Annotated in this window: 15 protein-coding genes and 2 pseudogenes; 4 read left to right on the top strand and 13 right to left on the bottom strand. The window is 67.5% G+C overall.

Going from position 1 to position 18,031, the window contains the following annotated elements; translation table 11 throughout:
• The first annotated feature begins 167 nt into the window (after positions 1 to 167).
• Positions 168 to 3,947 carry an endo-alpha-N-acetylgalactosaminidase family protein gene (locus tag ABZ004_RS17255; RefSeq protein WP_355680849.1) on the top strand — a complete coding sequence of 1,260 codons (3,780 nt, stop codon included), beginning with the start codon at positions 168 to 170 and terminating at the stop codon, positions 3,945 to 3,947.
• Positions 3,948 to 4,043: 96 nt separating this feature from the next.
• On the opposite strand, the gene ABZ004_RS17260 is transcribed toward ABZ004_RS17255, so the two are convergent.
• The 7 genes from ABZ004_RS17260 to hppD form a co-directional block, all read right to left on the bottom strand.
• A complete protein-coding gene (locus ABZ004_RS17260; RefSeq protein WP_355680850.1) occupies positions 4,044 to 4,469 on the bottom strand; it encodes a hypothetical protein in 426 nt (141 codons plus the stop codon).
• Positions 4,470 to 4,551: 82 nt separating this feature from the next.
• Positions 4,552 to 5,796 carry a HAMP domain-containing sensor histidine kinase gene (locus tag ABZ004_RS17265; RefSeq protein WP_355680851.1) on the bottom strand — a complete coding sequence of 415 codons (1,245 nt, stop codon included), beginning with the start codon at positions 5,794 to 5,796 and terminating at the stop codon, positions 4,552 to 4,554.
• 3 nt (positions 5,797 to 5,799) lie between these two features.
• Positions 5,800 to 6,498 (bottom strand): two-component system response regulator CseB, encoded by a 699-nt coding sequence (gene cseB, locus ABZ004_RS17270; RefSeq protein ID WP_281388780.1) that lies wholly within the window; start codon positions 6,496 to 6,498, stop codon positions 5,800 to 5,802.
• A 6-nt stretch (positions 6,499 to 6,504) separates the two neighbouring features.
• Positions 6,505 to 7,071 carry a hypothetical protein gene (locus ABZ004_RS17275; protein ID WP_355680852.1) on the bottom strand — a complete coding sequence of 189 codons (567 nt, stop codon included), beginning with the start codon at positions 7,069 to 7,071 and terminating at the stop codon, positions 6,505 to 6,507.
• A 166-nt stretch (positions 7,072 to 7,237) separates the two neighbouring features.
• Positions 7,238 to 8,611, bottom strand: a complete 1,374-nt coding sequence (locus ABZ004_RS17280) for an FAD-linked oxidase C-terminal domain-containing protein (protein WP_355680853.1) — start codon at positions 8,609 to 8,611, stop codon at positions 7,238 to 7,240.
• Positions 8,612 to 8,653: 42 nt separating this feature from the next.
• Positions 8,654 to 9,124: a hypothetical protein gene (locus ABZ004_RS17285; RefSeq protein ID WP_355680854.1), complete on the bottom strand. Its 471-nt coding sequence runs from the start codon at positions 9,122 to 9,124 to the stop codon at positions 8,654 to 8,656.
• 126 nt (positions 9,125 to 9,250) lie between these two features.
• A complete protein-coding gene (hppD, locus tag ABZ004_RS17290) occupies positions 9,251 to 10,453 on the bottom strand; it encodes a 4-hydroxyphenylpyruvate dioxygenase (protein ID WP_355680855.1) in 1,203 nt (400 codons plus the stop codon).
• Positions 10,454 to 10,594: 141 nt separating this feature from the next.
• On the opposite strand from hppD, the gene ABZ004_RS17295 reads away from it, so the two are divergent.
• Positions 10,595 to 11,071 carry an Lrp/AsnC family transcriptional regulator gene (locus ABZ004_RS17295; protein ID WP_355680856.1) on the top strand — a complete coding sequence of 159 codons (477 nt, stop codon included), beginning with the start codon at positions 10,595 to 10,597 and terminating at the stop codon, positions 11,069 to 11,071.
• 48 nt (positions 11,072 to 11,119) lie between these two features.
• Here ABZ004_RS17295 and ABZ004_RS17300 read toward each other — a convergent pair whose 3' ends face one another.
• The gene (locus ABZ004_RS17300; protein ID WP_133977902.1) at positions 11,120 to 11,764 is read right to left on the bottom strand and encodes a helix-turn-helix domain-containing protein; all 645 of its coding nucleotides are present in this window, start codon (positions 11,762 to 11,764) and stop codon (positions 11,120 to 11,122) included.
• 54 nt (positions 11,765 to 11,818) lie between these two features.
• Here ABZ004_RS17300 and ABZ004_RS17305 point away from each other — a divergent pair, with 54 nt between their 5' ends.
• The gene (locus ABZ004_RS17305; RefSeq protein WP_355680908.1) at positions 11,819 to 12,550 is read left to right on the top strand and encodes a hypothetical protein; all 732 of its coding nucleotides are present in this window, start codon (positions 11,819 to 11,821) and stop codon (positions 12,548 to 12,550) included.
• Between the two features lie 11 nt (positions 12,551 to 12,561).
• Here ABZ004_RS17305 and ABZ004_RS17310 read toward each other — a convergent pair.
• The 3 genes and pseudogenes from ABZ004_RS17310 to ABZ004_RS17320 form a co-directional block, all read right to left on the bottom strand.
• A pseudogene (locus tag ABZ004_RS17310) lies at positions 12,562 to 13,272 on the bottom strand (MFS transporter); the annotation flags it as partial.
• An 88-nt stretch (positions 13,273 to 13,360) separates the two neighbouring features.
• Positions 13,361 to 13,798: pseudogene (locus ABZ004_RS17315) on the bottom strand (MFS transporter); the annotation flags it as partial.
• 44 nt (positions 13,799 to 13,842) lie between these two features.
• Positions 13,843 to 14,568 carry an SDR family oxidoreductase gene (locus ABZ004_RS17320; RefSeq protein ID WP_355680857.1) on the bottom strand — a complete coding sequence of 242 codons (726 nt, stop codon included), beginning with the start codon at positions 14,566 to 14,568 and terminating at the stop codon, positions 13,843 to 13,845.
• Positions 14,569 to 14,669: 101 nt separating this feature from the next.
• On the opposite strand from ABZ004_RS17320, the gene ABZ004_RS17325 reads away from it, so the two are divergent.
• Positions 14,670 to 15,503, top strand: a complete 834-nt coding sequence (locus tag ABZ004_RS17325) for a helix-turn-helix transcriptional regulator (protein ID WP_355680858.1) — start codon at positions 14,670 to 14,672, stop codon at positions 15,501 to 15,503.
• Between the two features lies 1 nt (position 15,504).
• Here ABZ004_RS17325 and ABZ004_RS17330 read toward each other — a convergent pair whose 3' ends face one another.
• Positions 15,505 to 17,307 (bottom strand): DEAD/DEAH box helicase, encoded by a 1,803-nt coding sequence (locus ABZ004_RS17330; RefSeq protein WP_355680859.1) that lies wholly within the window; start codon positions 17,305 to 17,307, stop codon positions 15,505 to 15,507.
• 51 nt (positions 17,308 to 17,358) lie between these two features.
• Positions 17,359 to 17,967, bottom strand: a complete 609-nt coding sequence (locus ABZ004_RS17335; protein ID WP_355680860.1) for a Uma2 family endonuclease — start codon at positions 17,965 to 17,967, stop codon at positions 17,359 to 17,361.
• Positions 17,968 to 18,031: the final 64 nt, after the last annotated feature.

Below are 18,031 nucleotides of genomic sequence, written 5' to 3' on the forward strand. Positions count from 1 at the left end.
CCACCTGTCACCCGCGCCCGAGGAGCCACCCGGTTCCTCGGGCGCTTCCAGGTCGGCAGGCTAAACGTTAACTAAACTTGTTCATAAGTGTTCGTTTCTCTTGACTGATGCTCGTTCTTGCGCACAGAATCCGGGATCGCCCCTTCCGTCCACCGAGGAGTGCGCTCGTGATTCCCATCCGCCCGGCGGCCGTGACCGCCGCTCTCGCCCTGACCGGCGGCCTCCTGCTGGCCCCGTCGGCAACGGCCTCCCCGACCGCGCCAACAGCCGATCCGGCAGCACCGCTGGCGCTGCGGTCGGCCAACCTGACGGTCACCGTCGCCAGCGATTTCCCCCGCGTCATCCGGTACGTCGACAACGTGTCGGGCCAGGCGCTCGGCGGCCAGCCCGACACGATCTCCACCGTCACCATCAACGGAAAACCCCAGACCGCACACCTCACCGCCGCCCCCGTGATCAGCGCGACCAGAGCCGACTACAAGCTCGCTTTCGACGCCCTCCCCGGCGTCGAGCTGGACGCCGGCCTCGCCCTCGCCGGCCGGGTCACCACCTTCACGATCGACGCCGTCCGCGACACCGCGACGAGCCGGGTGAACACGATCGACATCCCCGACCAGGACCTGGTCTCGGTCGCCAGCACGGACCCCGGCGCGACCACCGCCTTCACCACACTCGACCCGGACTCCACCCGTACGGCGGACAAGATCACGCCGGTGACTGCTTCGACGCCAGCCGAGTCGACGCCCACCGGAGCGGCGTACGCGTTCGTGAACACGAGTGGCCTGGCAGCCGGGATCGAGAGCAACTCGACGTACGACAAGCCGTCCGGACAGTCTGTCGACGACGGGGCGAGGTTCTGGCACCGCGCTCGCAAGGCCGCGGACGGGACCAGCCGGGTGGGCGTCTGGAGCGGCCAGTGGACCTACCGCGCCGACACCTCGCCGTACACCGAGCCGTTGCCCTGGGCAAAGGTCGTCGTGACGCCGGACGCCAACAACGACCACACGGTCGACTGGCAGGACGGCGCGATCGCGTTCCGCTCGATCATGGTCGAGCCGAAGGGCGGCGACCTGGTCAAGGACCGGGTGGTCACCCACATCCCGTTCAACTTCGCCAGCCAGGCGACACATCCGTTCCTGCGTACGCTGGACGACGTCAAGCGGATCTCGCTGTCCACCGACGGCCTCGGCCAACTGGCGCTGCTGAAGGGGTACGGATCCGAGGGGCATGACTCGGCTCATCCCGACTACGGCGGCAACTACAACGTCCGCGCCGGCGGTCTGACCGACCTGAATACCCTGCTCAAGAAGGGCAAGGACTGGAACGCCGCCTTCGGCGTGCACGTGAACGCGACCGAGTCCTACCCCGAGGCGAACGCCTTCAGCGAGGACCTCGTCGACAAGTCCGCCAAGGGCTGGAATTGGCTGAACCAGAGCTACTACATCAAGCAGCGCCCGGATCTTGCCTCGGGCAACATCGTCAAGCGCTTCCAGCAACTGCGGGACGAGACGGACAAGAACCTGCAGGAGCTGTACATCGACGTGTACTACCAGTCCGGCTGGCTGGCCGACGGCCTGACCCGGCAGCTCGCCGACCAGGGCTGGCAGATCGCCACCGAATGGGCCGACCGGAACGAACGCACCTCGCTGTGGTCGCACTGGGCGAACGACCTGGACTACGGCGGCCCGACCAACAAGGGCCTGAACAGCAAGATCATCCGGTTCACCCGCAACCACGAGAAGGACGTCTGGAACGGCGACCCGATCCTCGGCCAGTCCTCGATCGTCGAGTTCGAGGGCTGGACCGGCGAGACCGATTGGAACAATTTCTACGCCAACATCTGGCAGCGCAACCTGCCCGCGAAGTTCCTGCAGCAGCAGAAGATCACCGACTGGAACGCGAACGACATCACCTTCACCGGTGGCTTGCGCGGCACGATCGAGAACGGCAAGCGCACCTTGTACGACGGTACTGCGAAGGTGCTCGACGGCGACAAGTACCTGCTGCCGTGGGACCACGACAAGAAGCTCTACCACTACAACCCCGAAGGCGGCCTGACCGCCTGGCGCGTGCCCGCCACCCTCGCGACGACGACCAAGTTCTCCATCTACAAGCTGACCGACACCGGCCGGGTCAAGGTCGGCACCGCTGCGGTCCGCAAGGGCGTCGTCACGCTCGACGCCGAGCCCGGTCAGCCGTACGTCCTGTACCCCGACGTGGCGCCGCAACTGCCGGCGGCCAAATGGGGTGAGGACAGCCACGTCAAGGATCCAGGCTTCAACGCCGGCAATCTGACCGCCTGGAAGCCGACCGGTTTCGCGAGGATCGACACCCTCGCCAACGGTCAGCACGTCGCCGCCTTCGGTCCGCAACCGGCATCGCTGCAACAGCAGCTCACCGGCCTAACGGCCGGTCACACCTACAGCGCCTCCGCCTGGATCGAGGTCGACCCCGGCAAATCGCGTCCGACCACTCTCGACGTCAACGGCACCAAGGTGACCGTCACCCGCTCAACCGCACAGAACAAGGTCGCATCCGACGACAAGCAAGACGCCTACTACCAAAGGGCGCGGGTGCTCTTCGATGCCAAGGGCACCAATGCAACCCTGAAGATCAGCGCGGCCGAGGGTACTGCGCCGGTCCGCGTCGACGATGTCCGTGTCGTCGAGACAACCCGGCCTGCCGCCGGCCTGGTGGACGACTTCGAGCACACCGACCAAGGCTGGGGCCCGTTCCTCAAGGGCGATGCCGGTGGCACCACCGACCCCCGAACGGTGCTGGCTCGCAAGCACGCGCCGTACACGCAAGCCGGCTGGAACGGCAAACTGGTCGACGATGCGCTCGACGGTGATTGGTCGTTGAAGTCGCACGAGGAGAACGAGGGTCTCGTCTACCGGACCGCGCCGTGGACCGTCGATTTCAAGCCCGGTCACAAGTACAAGGTCGGTTTTGACTACGAGAGCGGCGTTGCCGGGCAGTACGCCTGGGTGCAGGGCGTGGACCGGCCCGACTCGGTCGAGGTGCACTCGACGCCGATCGGAGAACAGCGCACGAAGAAGGCGTTCGAGCAGGAGTTCGTGGCCGGCTGTGGCGGCGACTACTGGGTCGGCCTGCGGAAGCTCACGTCCGGCGGCGACCAGGCCGACTTCGTGATCGACAACTTCGCCGTCACCGACCTTGGCGAGTCCGACGAACCAGCGGACTGTACGTCGGTCAGCCTGTCGGGTCTCAACGGCTTGGTCTCTGGTGAGGCCAACACCCTGATGACGACCTTCACCAACAACGATGTGAAAGCTGTCAACGACATCACGCTCGCCCTCCAGGCACCAGCCGGTTGGGCCGTCGAGGCGACCACGCCCGCGACGCACGCCACTGTTGCGGCCGGTGCCACCGTGACGACCTCGTGGTCGGTGACCCCGCCTGCCGGAACGCCGGCCGGAAAATACGGGCTCACGACAACAGGTGGTACGGCGACAACCTCCGCCGAGGCGACCCTGTTGCCGCCGGGGATCGTGCCGCAGTCGCGGATCACGGTGGCCGACGTCGACAGCGAGGACGTCGCGACGGGTGGTGCGGCGATCGGAGCCCTGGACGGGGATCCGAGCACGCTGTGGCACTCGGCGTGGTCCGAGGTGCCGACGCCGGCCGGCTTCCCGCATCACATCACGCTGGATCTCGGCTCGACGTACCAGGTGAACGGATTCAGCTACCTGCCCAGGCAGAGCGGGACGAACGGGATGTTCAAGGGGTACGAGATCTACGTCAGCGCCGACGGGCAGACGTGGGGATCGCCGGTGAAGACGGGTGAGTTCCCGAACTCGAAGGATGTTCAGCGGGTCGACTTCACTGCGACGGCCGGACGGTATGTGAAGTTCGTCGGCACCAGTTCGTTGAATGGTGCGGTGTTCGGCTCGGCGGCTGAGCTGAACGTCTACGGCACTCACTGAGAAGAGGAGCAGCGGCGCCACACCCCGCCCCGGGAGTGGCGCCGCTGATCTGTTCCAGTGTGCACGATGGGATCAAATCCCCCGCACACCGGTGGTTCACTTGATGATGTTGACCGCAACGGCCGCGCTGGCCGTGTTCGCCGCGACGACGCGGAACTTGTTCACGCCGACCCGGCCGCTCTTCACCCAGACCGAGTAGGTCGAGGCGGACGTCACCTTGGTGGTGGCCGGGAAGTTGACCCACTTGCCGTTCTGCAGCCGCTGCACCTGGACGACGGTGTTCCGGGCGATGCCGGTGGTCTTGCCGGTCAGCTGGACCTTCGCCCACGCCTTGGCGGTGGTGTGGTCGGACTTGATGCTGATCGTCTTGGCCGCGACGGCCGGGCCGGCGGCGGCCGAGGTGATCCGGGTGGTGTCCGGAGTCGCATTCGCCGACAGGGCTCCGGCGACACCGATCGCACCGGCGGCCAGGGCGATCCCGGAGACGACGGCGGCCGAACGACGAACGAGCTGAGTACGCATGATTGGTGGTTTCCCCTCGTATGTAACGGATTCCCTTGAACCCGACATCCCAAGAGACGCCGCCATCGGGCCAGAAGTTGTGTTACAGCTCCGTCTCAGGTGTTGCCGGAAGCACCAACCTGGCAAGGGCTCCGCCCGATAGGGCAGACCCGAAGGTGAGCTCCGCGCCGAGCACCTTCGCATGACCCGCCGCGATGGTAAGGCCGAGGCCGTGGCCGACACCGCGCTCGGCCATCCCGGACCGGAACCGACGGGGGCCCTCGGCAATCAATTCCTCCGGGTAGCCGCTGCCGTGGTCGACCACCTCGATCACCCGGCCCTGCACGGTCACCTCGATCGGCGGCTTGCCGTGCCGCAGGCCGTTGACGATCAGGTTGGCCAGGATCCGCTCGATCCGGCGCGAGTCGGTCGAGACCGTCTCCTCCGGACCGACCCGGTGCACGACGACGCTGTCCGGTGCGAGCGACTGCTGCATCCGCAGCCGGCCGACCGCCGAGCCGACGAACGCGCCGAGGCCGAGGTTCTCCAGGTCGGCCTGTTCGACACCCGAGTCGAACCGGGCGATCTCCAGCAGGTCCTCGACAAGCCGGCGCAGCACCTTGGCGCGGTCGCGAACCAGTTCGCTGGGTCGTCCCGGCGGCAACAGCTCCGCGGCCGTCAGCAGGCCGGTGACGGGTGTCCTGAGGTCGTGCGCGACGTCGGCGGTGAAACGGCGCTCGGCTTCCAGCTGGCCGCGCAGCGAACTGGCCATCGTGTCGAGCGCGGTGGCAAGCCCCGCCACCTCGTCCTTGCCCCGGCCGACCGATCCGACCGCCGAGGCGTCGAGCTCACCACCCGCGATCCGCCGCGCCGTACTGGCGACCGCGACGATCCGGCGGGACAGACTGCCCGCCAGGACGACGCTGACCAGCGCGAGCAATGCAACGGTGCCGCCGCCACCGATGATCAGCGCCCGGCGCAGCGCGTCCATCGAGGCGTCGTTGACGTCGTAGTCCTGCACGATCGACAGGATCCGGCCGTCCTTGACCGTGGTGGCGGCCCACATCTTCGCGTTCGGCGAAGCGGTCTTGAACGTCGCCCGCTTGCCGCTCTTCACCGAGTCGCGCAGCTGCGGCGGCAGGTCGGGGTCGTTCAGCCGCGATCCGAACAGCGGGACGTCGTTGCGATCGAAGCTCTCCGCGGCCAGCTGGATCCGCTCGTCCGCGGAGATCCGGGTCCGGTCCAGCCGCGACGACTGCGCCTGCGTGTAGACCGCCACGCAGAGCACCAGGATCGCGAGCGAGGAGACGAGCAGGAAGATGAGTCCCAGCTTGCTGCGGAGACCCATCTGCTAGGCCCGCAGCTTGTATCCGAATCCGCGGACGGTTTCGATCCGATCGGCTCCGATCTTCGTCCGCAGCCGCTGCAGGTGAACGTCGACGAGCCGGCCGTCGCCGCCCCACTCGTAGTCCCAGACGCGCTGCAGCAGGGTCGACCTGCTGAGCACCACGCCCGGGTTGTTCGCGAACTCGATCAGCAGCTTCAGCTCGGTCGGGGTCAGCTGCACCGTGCTGCCACCCCGCCGGACCTCCAGCGCCTCCCGGTCCAGCTCCAGGTCGCCGAACGACTCCACGGTCGCTCCGGTCGACGGCGCGGGACGATCCGGGTCGGCCACCGCACGCCGCAGTACGGCGCGCAGGCGGGCGACCAGCACCTGGGTGTCGAAGGGCTTGGTGACGTAGTCGTCGGCCCCTGCCTCCAGGCCCAGCACCACGTCCAGCGCGTCACCGCGGGCCGAGACCATCACGATCGGCACGGTGCTGGTCTCGCGGATCCGGCGGCACACCGAGATGCCGTCCAGCCCGGGCAGCATGATGTCCAGCATCACCGCGTCCGGGTGGATCTTCTCGAAACTCTCGATCGCCTCCAGCCCGTCCTCGGCTGTGGTGACGTCGTACCCGTGCCGCTCAAGGGTCAACTGGGTTGCCTCACGGATCACCGCGTCGTCCTCGACCATCAGGATGCGCGCTGCCGGTTCTTCCGGTACCACCGAAACTCAGTCTCCCTTTTGGTCCTGCGAACTCACCCTGATCATCTGTCGACCATTCCAACGGTAGACCTCGACGCGAGTTACAGATGGGCAGCAGGCTTTGTCCTCGGCGGCGAAGATTTCCGACTCGACCACGAGGTCGCCCTGCTGGCTGGCCTTGATCTTCAACTGTTCGGCCTTCAAAGTCCAAACCAGCCGCGGCCCGGCGGGTTCGACGGCAATCAGGAAGCCTCCCCAGCTGAATCCGTCGGCCGTGTGGATCAGCACGACCAGCTGCGGCTGGGCGCTGTGCATCACGTTCACGGTGTCGCCGCGGCTCAGGCAGCGCTCCACCACCGAGCACTTGCTCAGCACGGTGCGGAAGTACTGGTCGAGATTCTTGTCGGCGAGAAGCGTCTGCCGCACCTCAGCCAGGCTTACCGTGACCGGGGTCTTGTCGGTCTTGCCGAAGCCCTGGCTGCTCTGGATCGAGGGGCTGGTGGCCGGTGCCGTGGTCGAGGGCACGTCGGCTCCCTCGACCCGCAGGCCGCCCCCGTTCGCGCAGCCGGTGAAGGTCAGCAGGGCGAGCAGCACAGCGACAGCAGGCAGTACCTGCCGAGTCCGCATGGCTTGCCTCCTACCGTGCCTCATCCAGAATCCCCCGGGCGGTTTCAGTCAACTGCCTTCCATAGTGCGGCCAGGACGTCACATTCGGCGGCCACCAACGTCCTGTGGCTCCGGCAGTTCCATTGCGGTTGAATCACAGCACGACTTTGCCGGGGTTGAGGATGTTTTTCGGGTCCAGCGCGGCCTTGATCGCACGGTGCACGTCGATGGCCACCGGGCCGATCTCCTGCGCCAGCCAGTCGCGTTTGAGGACGCCCACGCCGTGCTCGCCGGTGATCGTGCCGCCCAGTTCGAGGCCGACCTCCATGATCCGGTCGAACGCCACCTGCGCCCGGCGGGCCTGCTCGGGATCGGTCTCGTCGAAGACCACGGTCGGGTGCATGTTGCCGTCGCCGGCATGACCCAGTACGCCGACCGTGATGTCGACCTCGGTCGCGATCTGCTCGACCGCTCCGATGAAGTCGGCCAGCCGGGACCGCGGTACGCAGACGTCGTCGATCATCGTCGTGCCGAGCTGCTCCAGCGCGATCAGCGCCGCCCGGCGGGCTTCCAGCAGCAGTTCGCCCTCGGCCGGGTCGTCCGCCTCGATGCACTCGATCGCGCCGTACTGGCGGCAGAGCTTCGCCACCGTCGCCACGTCCGCCGCGCCGGCCTCACCACCGGCGTCCGACTGGGCGATCAGCATCGCGGCCGCCTCGGTCGGCAGGTCCATCCGCTTGAGGTCGTTCACCGCCTTGATCGTGGTCCGGTCCATGATCTCCAGCAGGCTGAGCGAGACGCCGCTGCGGATGATCTCGATGATCGCCTCGCCGGCCGCGACGCCGCTGCTGAACAGCGCCGCCATCGTCCGCGGCCGGGCCGTGGCCGGGCGCAGCGCCAAGGTCGCCTCGGTGATGATGCCGAGGGTCCCCTCGCTGCCGACGATCAGCTTGGCCAGGTCGTACCCGGCGACACCCTTGACCGTCTTCCGGCCGGTCCGCAGCACCCGGCCGTCCGCGAGCACGACCTCCAGCCCGAGCACGTAGTCCGTCGTCACGCCGTACTTCACGCAGCACAGGCCGCCGGAGTTCGTGGACAGGTTGCCGCCGATCGAGCAGAACTCCCAGCTGGACGGATCCGGCGGATAGAACAGTCCCTGCTCGGCGACCGCCCGCGACAGCACCGCGTTGAACACGCCGGGTTGCGTCACGACGTACCGGTCGACCGGCTCTATCGCCAGGATCCGGTCCATCTTCTCCAGCGAGATCACGATGCAGCCGTCCAGCGCGTTCGCGGCACCGGACAGGCCGGACCGCGCACCCTGCGGCACGACCGGTACGCCGGCCTCCGCCGCGATCCGGACTGCCGCCTGGACATGGGCGGTCTCCCGCGCCAGCACGACCGCCAGCGGCTCACCGGCCGGGCAGAACATCGCCCGGTCGTACCGGTAGCTCTGGATCCGGTCCGGATCCGTCACCAGAGCCGCCGGTGGCAGCACCTGTCGCAGCCGTTCGACTACCTCACTCATGCTGGTGAGCCTAACCGGGCGACCGGCCGACGTCAGGACGAGTCAGCGGGTCCGGGCGGTCTGGTTCTCCGAGATCTTCACGTAGCCGCCGCCGAAGTCGTGGAACTCGCGGGCGACCGCGACGAACGTCGTACTGGTGTCACCCGATTTCACCTTCGGCGTCCGGCAGGTACGTTGCCCGGCGACCACGGCTCCGGTACCGCCGGCACTGTCACAGGACAGGGCACGGCCGTTGTTGGAGCCGCCGTACTGGATCAGGTACGCGCTGCTGAGCGCGTGCTGAGGCACCCGGTCGTCCATGGTGACCTCGGCCCAGTACTGCGAACAGCTGTCCCGGATGAGCTTGATGTCGCCCCAGCCCGGTGGCTTGTGATCGCGGTAGATGGTGGCTGTGGAGATGGATCTGGCACCCGGGCAGTTGGCGAGTTCGACCGCCTGTGCTGGTTGGGCCAGAGCGATAGCGCCCGCTCCGGCCAGGCCCGCGGTGCTGAGCAGAATGCCCAGTGTCTTCATCGGAAACCCTTCCTGAGCGCACGCCCCGACGCGCGCTCAACCCGCACAGTAGTCCAACCGCCCCTGACCCGACAGTCAATCCGGTAATCGGACGCTAAGGTTCATCAAGTCACGGCGTGTCGCGGATCAGAGGTTGCCGCGGCGCTCCTGCTCGCGCTCGATGGCCTCGAACAGGGCCTTGAAGTTGCCCTTGCCGAAGCCGAGCGAGCCGTGCCGCTCGATCAGTTCGTAGAAGACCGTCGGCCGGTCGCCGATCGGCTTGGTGAAGATCTGCAGCAGGTAGCCGTCCTCGTCGCGGTCGACCAGGATCTTGCGCTTCTGCAGCTCCTCGATCGGTGCCCGCACGTTGCCGATCCGCTCGCGCAGCTCCGGGTCCTCGTAGTACGAGTCCGGCGTGTCGAGGAACTCCACGCCGTTCGCCCTCATGATGTCGACGGTCCGCAGGATGTCGTTGGTGGCGAGCGCGATGTGCTGGGCGCCGGCGCCGTCGTAGAACTCCAGGAACTCGTCGATCTGCGACTTCTTCTTCGCGATGGCCGGCTCGTTCAGCGGGAACTTCACCCGGTGGTTGCCGTTGGCCACCACCTTGCTCATCAGCGCGGAGTAGTCGGTGGCGATGTCGTCGCCGATGAACTCCGCCATGTTCACGAAGCCCATCACCTTGTTGTAGAAGCCGACCCAGTCGTCCATCAGGCCCAGCTCCACGTTGCCGACCACGTGGTCGACGGCCTGGAACAGCCGCTTCGGGTGTCCCTCCGGCCGGGTGACGGCGGTCTTCGCCTCGACGAAGCCGGGCAGGTACGGGCCGTGGTAGCGGCTGCGGTCGATCAGCGAGTGCCGGGTGTCCCCGTACGCCGCGATCGCGGCCCGCCGGACCGTGCCGTGCTCGTCGGTGACGTCGTGCGGCTCCTCCAGCACGGTCGCGCCCTGCTCACGGGCGTGCTTGATGCACTTGTCCACGTCCGGCACCTCGAGCGAGATGTCCGAGACGCCGTCGCCGTGCTTGCGGTGGTGGTCGTTGAGCGCGCTGGCCGGGTGCACGCCGCCGGTGATGACGAAGCGGGCGGACCCTGCCTTCAGCACGAACGCCTTGCTGTCCTTGTTGCCGGTCTCCGGGCCGGAGTAGCCGACCAGGTCCATCCCGAAGGCGAGCTGGTAGTACTTCGCGGTCTGGGTCGCGTTGCCGACGACGAACACGACGGCATCCATCGCGGTCACCGGGAACGGGTCGGTGCTCTCGTCGTAGGGCACCAGTCCGACGAGCTGCTTGAGCTGCTCGAGGTCGAGATCGGCGTCGAGCTCTGCGGGGGTGAGGTCGGTGCTGGTCATCGGTCTCCTCCAGGGATCGGCTTGTCGTGAGCCTCGCCTGATGGCGACAGGTTGCGCAACACTTTGATCTTTCACTGGACAGGTTGTGCAGTATTCTCAGGGTTCTGTTGGACTATTCGGTCAGATTGGGAGGAGATCGCTGTGGCTGCCGTCGATGCTCTGGATGCGCGCATCCTGGATCTGTTCGCCGCCGAGCCGCGGGTCGGCGTACTGGAGGCCTCCCGGCGGCTCGGTGTCGCACGCGGGACGATCCAGGCGCGGCTCGACCGGCTGCAGCGCGACGGGGTGGTGCGCGGGTGGGGACCGGACGTGGACACGGTGGCGATCGGGTATCCGGTGACCGCGTTCGCGACACTCCAGATCGAGCAGGGCTCAGGTCACACCACGGTCGCCGCAGCCCTCGCCAAGATCCCCGAGGTGCTCGAGGTACACACGATCACCGGCGCCGAGGACCTCTGGTGCCGGATCGTCGCCCGCTCCAACGCCGACCTGCAACGCGTGATCGACCAGGTAGTCATCGTCCGAGGCATCCAACGCGCCTCCACCGTGATAGCCCTGGCCGAACAAATCCCCCACCGAGTCCTACCGCTACTCCACGCAGCCACTTCCCGGAGCTGACGAGCCGCTACAGCTGGGGGTGGGATGGGGCGCGCGGGACGCTCGCCGTTAGGCGAGGCGTTTTGCGACCTCCACCGCAGCGCGGGCTACTCGGGGGCCTACGAAGTCTCGGTCTAGTTTGCCTAGGACGACTACGCCGATGGAGGCCTCTACGCCTGGGACGCCGAGGACCGGGGACGAGACGCCTTGGGCGCCGGCTTGGAGTTCGCCGGCGGTGATGACGAAGGGGCGGCCGGCGGGGTCCGGTTTACGACGGCCGGCCAGGATCGCCTTGCCGGCGGCACCCTGGTCTAGAGCGTGCCGGGATCCCATCCGGTACGACACGTGGAAATCGGTCCAGCTCGGCTCGATCACCGCGATCGCGAGTGCTTCTTCACCGTCGGCGACGGTCAGGTGCGCCGTCGCGCCGGTGTCCTCGGCGAGCGAACGCAGTACCGGCAGGGCTGCGTCGCGCAGCGTCGGCTGGACGCGGCGGCTGTAGTGCAGCACGGCGAGCCCGAGCCGGGCGCGCCCTTCGCTGTCCCGCCTGACCAGGCGGTGCAGTTCGAGGGTGTTGACCAGGCGGTAGACGACGGTCCGGCTGACGCCGAGCGAGGCGGCCAGCTCGGTGATCGACAGGCCGTCCGGGGCGTCCGCCAGCAACTCGAGAACCGTGAGGCCCCGATCGAGCGTCTGGGACGTCTCTGCAGGCACAGCCGAAGCGTAACCTTTTTCGGTCGCGGCCCGATGGCCCCGTATCTTGCTGCCGTGCGAAATTACTGGGCGCTGCTCCCCGCCATCGCCGTCTGTGTCGTACTGATCGCGATTTACGCGGTCCCGACGCTGATCAATCCACAGTGGACCAGCAACGTCCTGAACATGTTCAAGCAGCCACAGAGCGGAGAGACCGAGGAATCGACCCGGCTCGGCGCCCAGCAGATCCAGTCCCGCCGGTTGCTGGCCGGCGCCCTGATCATCGGCGCGCTCGCGCTGATCGGGTTCAACGTGTCGCTGAACCGCGAGGCGAACGGCTGCTACATCGCAGCCAAGGCGTGGGGCGCGGCCGATGACAAGAGCCAGACGTCGGACCCGTGCATCCACATGATCTACGGCGCCTTCATGAGCGACGGTAAGGGTGAGATCAACGAGAAGACGCCGCACGAGGTCGCGGCGTACCAGCTGGTTCGCGGGCACAAGCCGAAGTACCTGAAGTGGATCCAGCATGCTCCGGCGTACGAGGAGACGGATCTGCTGATCGGCGTCGTCGGCACCTGCAGCCTGGACGTGAAGGTGGTCCAGGAGGAAACCAGGATCCTCGTCGTGTACGACTCGGAGGAGGCCTGCCTGCCGGGCAACGACATCTCGATCCTGCCGGTCAAGCTGAAGAAGCCGCTGGGCGATCGCAAGCTCGTCACGGTGGACAACAAGCCGATGCGGGAGATCAATCCCGACATGGACTCCTGGTGGAAGGTGCTCGGGAAGCTCGCGACCGGCGGCTAGTGCTTTCTGCCTCAGCGCAGGGCTCTGAGCTGGGAGTCGTAGTTGCGGAACGGCTTGTTCCAGGCGAGCAGGACGAGCAGCCCGACGATGCAGACCGTCGCACCGGCCAGCAGCGCGATCGTCGGGGTGGTGAGCGACGCCGTCGTACCGGCGACGAAGTCCCCGAGTCTCGGCCCGCCCGCGACCACCACGATGAACACTCCTTGCAGCCGGCCGCGCATCGCATCCGGGGCTGCTGACTGGAGCACGGTGTTCCGGTACGCCGAACTGACCATGTCTGCGGCACCCGACATCGCGAGAAGCGCCACGCCGAGCCAGATCGTCCGGGACAGGCCGAAGAGACCGACTGCCGCGGCGTAGACGGTGATGGCTGCCACGATCGCTACGCCTTGACGGCGGACCCGGCTGACCCAGCCTGAGAACAGCACTCCTACCAGCGCGCCCAGAGCCGGTGCTGCCTGCAGTAGACCGACAGTGCGTACTCCGCCGGAGAAGAAGGCGCCGGCCACAGCTGGGAAGAGTGCTCTTGGCTGGGCGAACACCATGGCGAGGATGTCGGCTACGAACGTGGCCAGCAGTGCAGGGGCGGTGCGGAGGAAGGTGAATCCTTCCAGGACGGAGCGGAGGCCCGCTCGGCGTACTAGACCGGTCGGTGGAACAGGTGGCAGCCGGAAGAGTGCGTAGAGAGCTGCAGTGAAGGTGATGACGTCCACCAGGTAGGCAGCTCCGAAGCCTTGCCAGCCGGTCCCCTACTGCGCCCAGTAGGGGACCGGCTGTGAAGCCTAGGTTGAAGGCTGCCTGACTGAGGGTGTTCGCGGCTGGGAGTAGCTCGGGGCGGATGAGGCGCGGGATGATCGCGGATCGCGCCGGGTTGTTCACCGCGAAGCAGGCGGACTGCGCTGCGACCACGGCGTACAGGACTCCTACCTGGTTCCAGTGGAGCTCGGACTGCGCGACCAGGAGCATCGAGAGCAGCCAGAGCCCGCTGGAGGAGACGAGGGCCAGCGTACGGCGGTCGATCGCGTCGGCCATCGCACCGCCGTACAGGCCGAAAACGATCAGCGGGACCAGCGAGCAGAGTCCGACCAGGCCGACCGCGAAGGTCGAGTGCGACAGGGCGTACACCTGGATCGACACCGTCACCGCGGTCATCTGCTGACCGAGCTGGGAGACCGTCGACCCGACCCAGAGCCGCCGGAAATCCGCCGACTCCTTCAACGGTCGGACATCGGTCAGCAGGCGGGCCACACGCCCGAACCTATGTCACAACTTGCCCGCCCCACGCACGGGGCTCACCAGGGCAGGCGGCCTGCTTCGGAGTGGAGTTCGCCCGTGTGACCGTTTTCGCCGAGGGTGGCAAGGCGGACTGCGACGGCGGCACCTTCGGCCGGGGTGCGAGGGGTGTCGAGGCCGCCCATCTCGGTGGCGCATCTGCCGGGGTCGGCGGCGTTGACGAGGATGCCGGTGCCGCGCAGTTCGTTCGCGAGCATGACCGTGATCATGTTGACCGCGATCTTCGAGGAGTTGTAGCCGGCCATCTTCACCGTCGAGGCTCGGTGCGCCGGGTTGCCTACCGCGGTCAGCGAGGAGAGCTCGGTGGAGAGGTTGACGATCCTGGCCCTCTCGGCCTTCCGGAGGAGCGGGAGCATGGCTTGGGTGACGGAGATCAGGCCGATGACGTTCGTCTCGTAGCCGCGGCGTAGTACGTCGGCGTCGATCTCCGAGACTGCCGTGTCGCCGTCGGCGATGATCGCCGCGTTGTTGACCAGTACGTCGAGCCGCCCGTGCCGCTCGCCGATCTGCGCGGCCGCCGCCCGGACCGAGCTCTCCTCGGTGACATCCAGCTGGATCGCCGCGGCCTCGATGCCGCCCGCCACCAGCTCCTTGACCGCGGCCTCACCGCGGGCGAGATCTCGCGAACCGATCAGGACGGTGTACCCGCGGTCGCCCAGCTGCTGGGCGATCTGAAAGCCGATTCCTTTGTTGGCGCCCGTGACGAGCGCGATCTTGTTGTTCATGTCTCCACGCTCGGCCGGACGGGCCGATCCGGGCAGAGCGAGCTGAACCTGGGATCGGGAGTCCCTGGCTGGGTTCCTGCCGCTTTGGGATGCTGGCTGGTGTGGACAGAGATTCGTTGGCGGACTTCCTGCGGATCCGGCGGGAGCGGTTGCGGCCGGAGGACGTCGGGCTGCCTGCTGGACTGCGCCGCCGTACGCCGGGGTTGCGGCGCGAGGAGGTCGCGAGCCTGGCGACGATGTCCGCCGACTACTACACGCGGCTCGAGCAAGGACGTGGTCCGCGACCGTCACGGCCGGTGCTGACCGGACTCGCGCGGGCGCTGCGGTTGTCCGACGACGAGCGCGACCATCTCTTCCGGCTCGCCGGCGAGCAGCCCGGTCCGCCACCGGGGCCGCCTGCGGACGTGCGGAGCGGCGTACTGCGGATGTTGGCGCGCCTCGATGTTCCTGGGATCGTGCTCGACGCGAAGTACGACGTACTGGCCTGGAATCCGCTCGCTGCGGCGCTCATCACGGACTTCAGCGCGTTGCCGCCGCGGGATCGGAATCTGCTGCGGCTGCGGTTCCTCACTCCTGCTACGGACCTCTTCGGTGCGGCGGCGACGAAGGAGTTCGCTCGGGAGGCGGCGGCCGATCTGCGCGCTGCGACCGGGAGGTATCCCGACGATCCGTCGATCTCTGCGCTGGTCCGGGATCTGCTGGAGGGGAGTGAGGAGTTCGCTACCATCTGGGAGCTGCACGAGGTCGCGAACCAGCAGAGTCTCTGCCAGACCATCAATCATCCGGTGGTCGGCCGGATCGACGTGATCTGCGAGATCCTCGTCGTACCGGAACGCGACCAGCGCGTCGTCCTCTACACCGCCGAGCCCGGGTCACCCTCGGACCAGGCCGTGCGGTTGCTGGACGTCATCGGCACCCAGACCCTGAGTAGCTGAATCAGGCGCGGCGCTGGGTGGCCCAGTCGCGGATGAGTTCGATGCGTTCGCGGAGCTGGGTGGAGGAGGCGTGGGCCGCGGCCGGGCCGCCGAGTTTGCGGCGGAGGTCGTTGTGGATGACGCCGTGCGGCTGGCCGGTGCGGTGGTGCCAGGCGGCGACCAGGCCGTTCAGCTCGCGACGCAGCAGGGAGACCTGTTCGTGGGTGGCGAGCTCGACCGGGGTCGGGTCGTCACCATCCGGACCGCTGGCGCGTTTCGTGCGCTTCTGGGCCGCGATCGACTTCGCCTGACGTTTGCGGAGCAGCTCGCGGACCTGGTCGGGCTCGAGCAGACCGGGCAGCCCGAGGAAGTCGAGCTCCTCGTCGGAGCCGAGATCGCCGCCGGTGCCGTAGTCGCCGCCGTCGAACACCACTCGGTCGAAGCTCGCATCCGATCCGAGCGCCTCGAACTTCGCATCCAGGTCGTCGCTGGCGCCCTCGGCCTGGTTCGCCTGGGCGATCAGGTTGTCCTCGAGGGCGAAGATGTCGCCGTCCTCGTTGTTGTTCTTCCGGCCGAGGACGTGGTCGCGCTCGACCTCCATCTCGGCGGCGAAGCCGAGCAGCCGGGTGACCGACGGCACGAACACCGACGCCGTCTCGCCGCGCTTGCGGGCTCGCACGAACCGCCCGACGGCCTGTGCGAAGAACAGCGGGGTCGAGGTCGGTGTCGCGTACACGCCGACCGCCAGCCGCGGTACGTCGACGCCCTCACTCACCATCCGGACCGCGACCATCCAGCGCTGGTTGCCTTCGGAGAACGCCTGGATCTTCTTGCTGGCCGCCTTCTCGTCCGACAGCACGACGGTCGGCGCCTCGCCAGTGAGCTCACGTAGCACCTTCGCGTAGGCGCGGGCATTGTTCTGGTCACCCGAGATCACCAGGGCGCCCGCGTCGGGCATGTGCCGCCGGACTTCGGTCAACCGCTTGTCCGCGGCCGACAACACCGCGGGCATCCATTCGCCGGCCGGATCCAGCGCCGTCCGCAACGCCTGCGCGGTGAGGTCCTTGGTCAACGGCTCACCCAACCGGGCAGCGACCTCGTCACCGGCCTTGGTCCGCCAGCGCATCTCCCCGGAGTACGACATGAAGATGACCGGCCGTACGACGTGGTCGCGCAGCGCGTGCCCGTAGCCGTACGTGTAGTCCGCCTTGCTCCGGGCGACTCCGTCGTGACCGTGTTCGTAGGTGACGAACGGGATCGGGTTGTCGTCGCTGCGGAACGGCGTACCGGTCAGTGCGAGGCGGCGGGTGGCCGGCTCGAACGCCTCCCGCACCCCCTCGCCCCAGCTGAGCGCGTCGCCGCCGTGGTGCACCTCGTCGAGGATCACCAGCGTGCGGAACTTCTCGGTCCGGACCCGGAAGGCGAGTGGGTTCACCGCAACGCCGGCGTAGGTGACCGCGACGCCCTGGAAGTCCTTGTTGGTCCGCCCGCGCCGCCCGGCGAACGCGGGGTCGATCGCGATCCCGGCCCGGTCGGCCGCGTCGGCCCACTGCACCTTGAGGTGCTCGGTCGGTGTCACCACGGTGATCCGCTCGATCAACCGGCGCTGGAGCAGTTCGGCAGCAACGGTCAGCGCGAATGTGGTCTTACCGGCGCCCGGCGTCGCGACGGCCAGGAAGTCCTTCGGCTGCTTGTCCAGATAGAGCTGGAGTGCTTCCGCCTGCCAGGCTCGCAGCTTGCTCGCAGTACCCCAAGCAGCGCGGTCCGGGTAGGCCGGAGGAAGCACGGCTGGTGGTGCTGGCACGTGCGAATCCACGGACGGCATACTCCCCCGATAGTCGACTGTCGGCCGTGCAGGAACGTTACCCGAGATCCCTCACAAGGTCAGATCAGCCGGCACCACACTCACCGCGAACGGCGCCGTCAACCGCGCCTCCTCATCCCCCGCAGCCTTCGCCACCTGCACATATGCCCCATCCCGCATCTCCCAGCCGACAAGCTCCGGCGTGTCGGGATCAACCACCCAGTAAGACGCACACCCCGCCTCTTGCAGCCGGGAGAACTTCAGCATGAGGTCGATCCGCCGCGTGCTCGGCGAGAACACCTCGACAGCGAGCAGAGGTGCTTTCGGAAGCTCGCGGGAGGTGAAGTCCTCGCGGCGGGCGACGAGCACATCAGGCTGCATCACAGTGCCTTCGTCGAGGACGACGTCGAAGGGCGCGATCACGACCTTCAGATCCGGCGGGCAGGCTGCCTTGAGAAGAACGGCCAGGTTGAGCACGACGTCCTGATGCCGGAGCAGCGGCCCGGGCGTCACGATGAGTGACCCATCGATGAGTTCGTACCGGTGCCCGTCATCGGGCATCCGATCGAGGTCGGCCCGCCTCAAAGGCCGAGACGGCGGCCACGGTGGTCGCCAGCCCGGCTCCGGCTTGTCCTCGAACTCCAGCGGTGGGAACTCCTGTTCTGGTTCCATGAGTGCCATCGTGCCTCCTTGTAGTGGTCATGCCTACAACATGCAGTCATCTGCCCCGGGTTGCCCCGGTTGT

The sequence above is a fragment of the Kribbella sp. NPDC006257 genome, assembly GCF_040613535.1.
Taxonomy (GTDB): domain Bacteria; phylum Actinomycetota; class Actinomycetes; order Propionibacteriales; family Kribbellaceae; genus Kribbella.

What these genes read in the sequence shown, in the direction of transcription:
- ABZ004_RS17330 (WP_355680859.1), bottom strand. Translation starts at nt 17,307, where the DNA reads ATGCCGTCCGTGGATTCGCACGTGCCAGCACCACCAGCCGTGCTTCCT.
- hppD (WP_355680855.1), bottom strand. Translation starts at nt 10,453, where the DNA reads ATGACCAGCACCGACCTCACCCCCGCAGAGCTCGACGCCGATCTCGAC.
- ABZ004_RS17280 (WP_355680853.1), bottom strand. Translation starts at nt 8,611, where the DNA reads ATGAGTGAGGTAGTCGAACGGCTGCGACAGGTGCTGCCACCGGCGGCT.
- ABZ004_RS17265 (WP_355680851.1), bottom strand. Translation starts at nt 5,796, where the DNA reads ATGGGTCTCCGCAGCAAGCTGGGACTCATCTTCCTGCTCGTCTCCTCG.
- ABZ004_RS17320 (WP_355680857.1), bottom strand. Translation starts at nt 14,568, where the DNA reads ATGAACAACAAGATCGCGCTCGTCACGGGCGCCAACAAAGGAATCGGC.
- ABZ004_RS17260 (WP_355680850.1), bottom strand. Translation starts at nt 4,469, where the DNA reads ATGCGTACTCAGCTCGTTCGTCGTTCGGCCGCCGTCGTCTCCGGGATC.
- ABZ004_RS17335 (WP_355680860.1), bottom strand. Translation starts at nt 17,967, where the DNA reads ATGGCACTCATGGAACCAGAACAGGAGTTCCCACCGCTGGAGTTCGAG.
- ABZ004_RS17285 (WP_355680854.1), bottom strand. Translation starts at nt 9,124, where the DNA reads ATGAAGACACTGGGCATTCTGCTCAGCACCGCGGGCCTGGCCGGAGCG.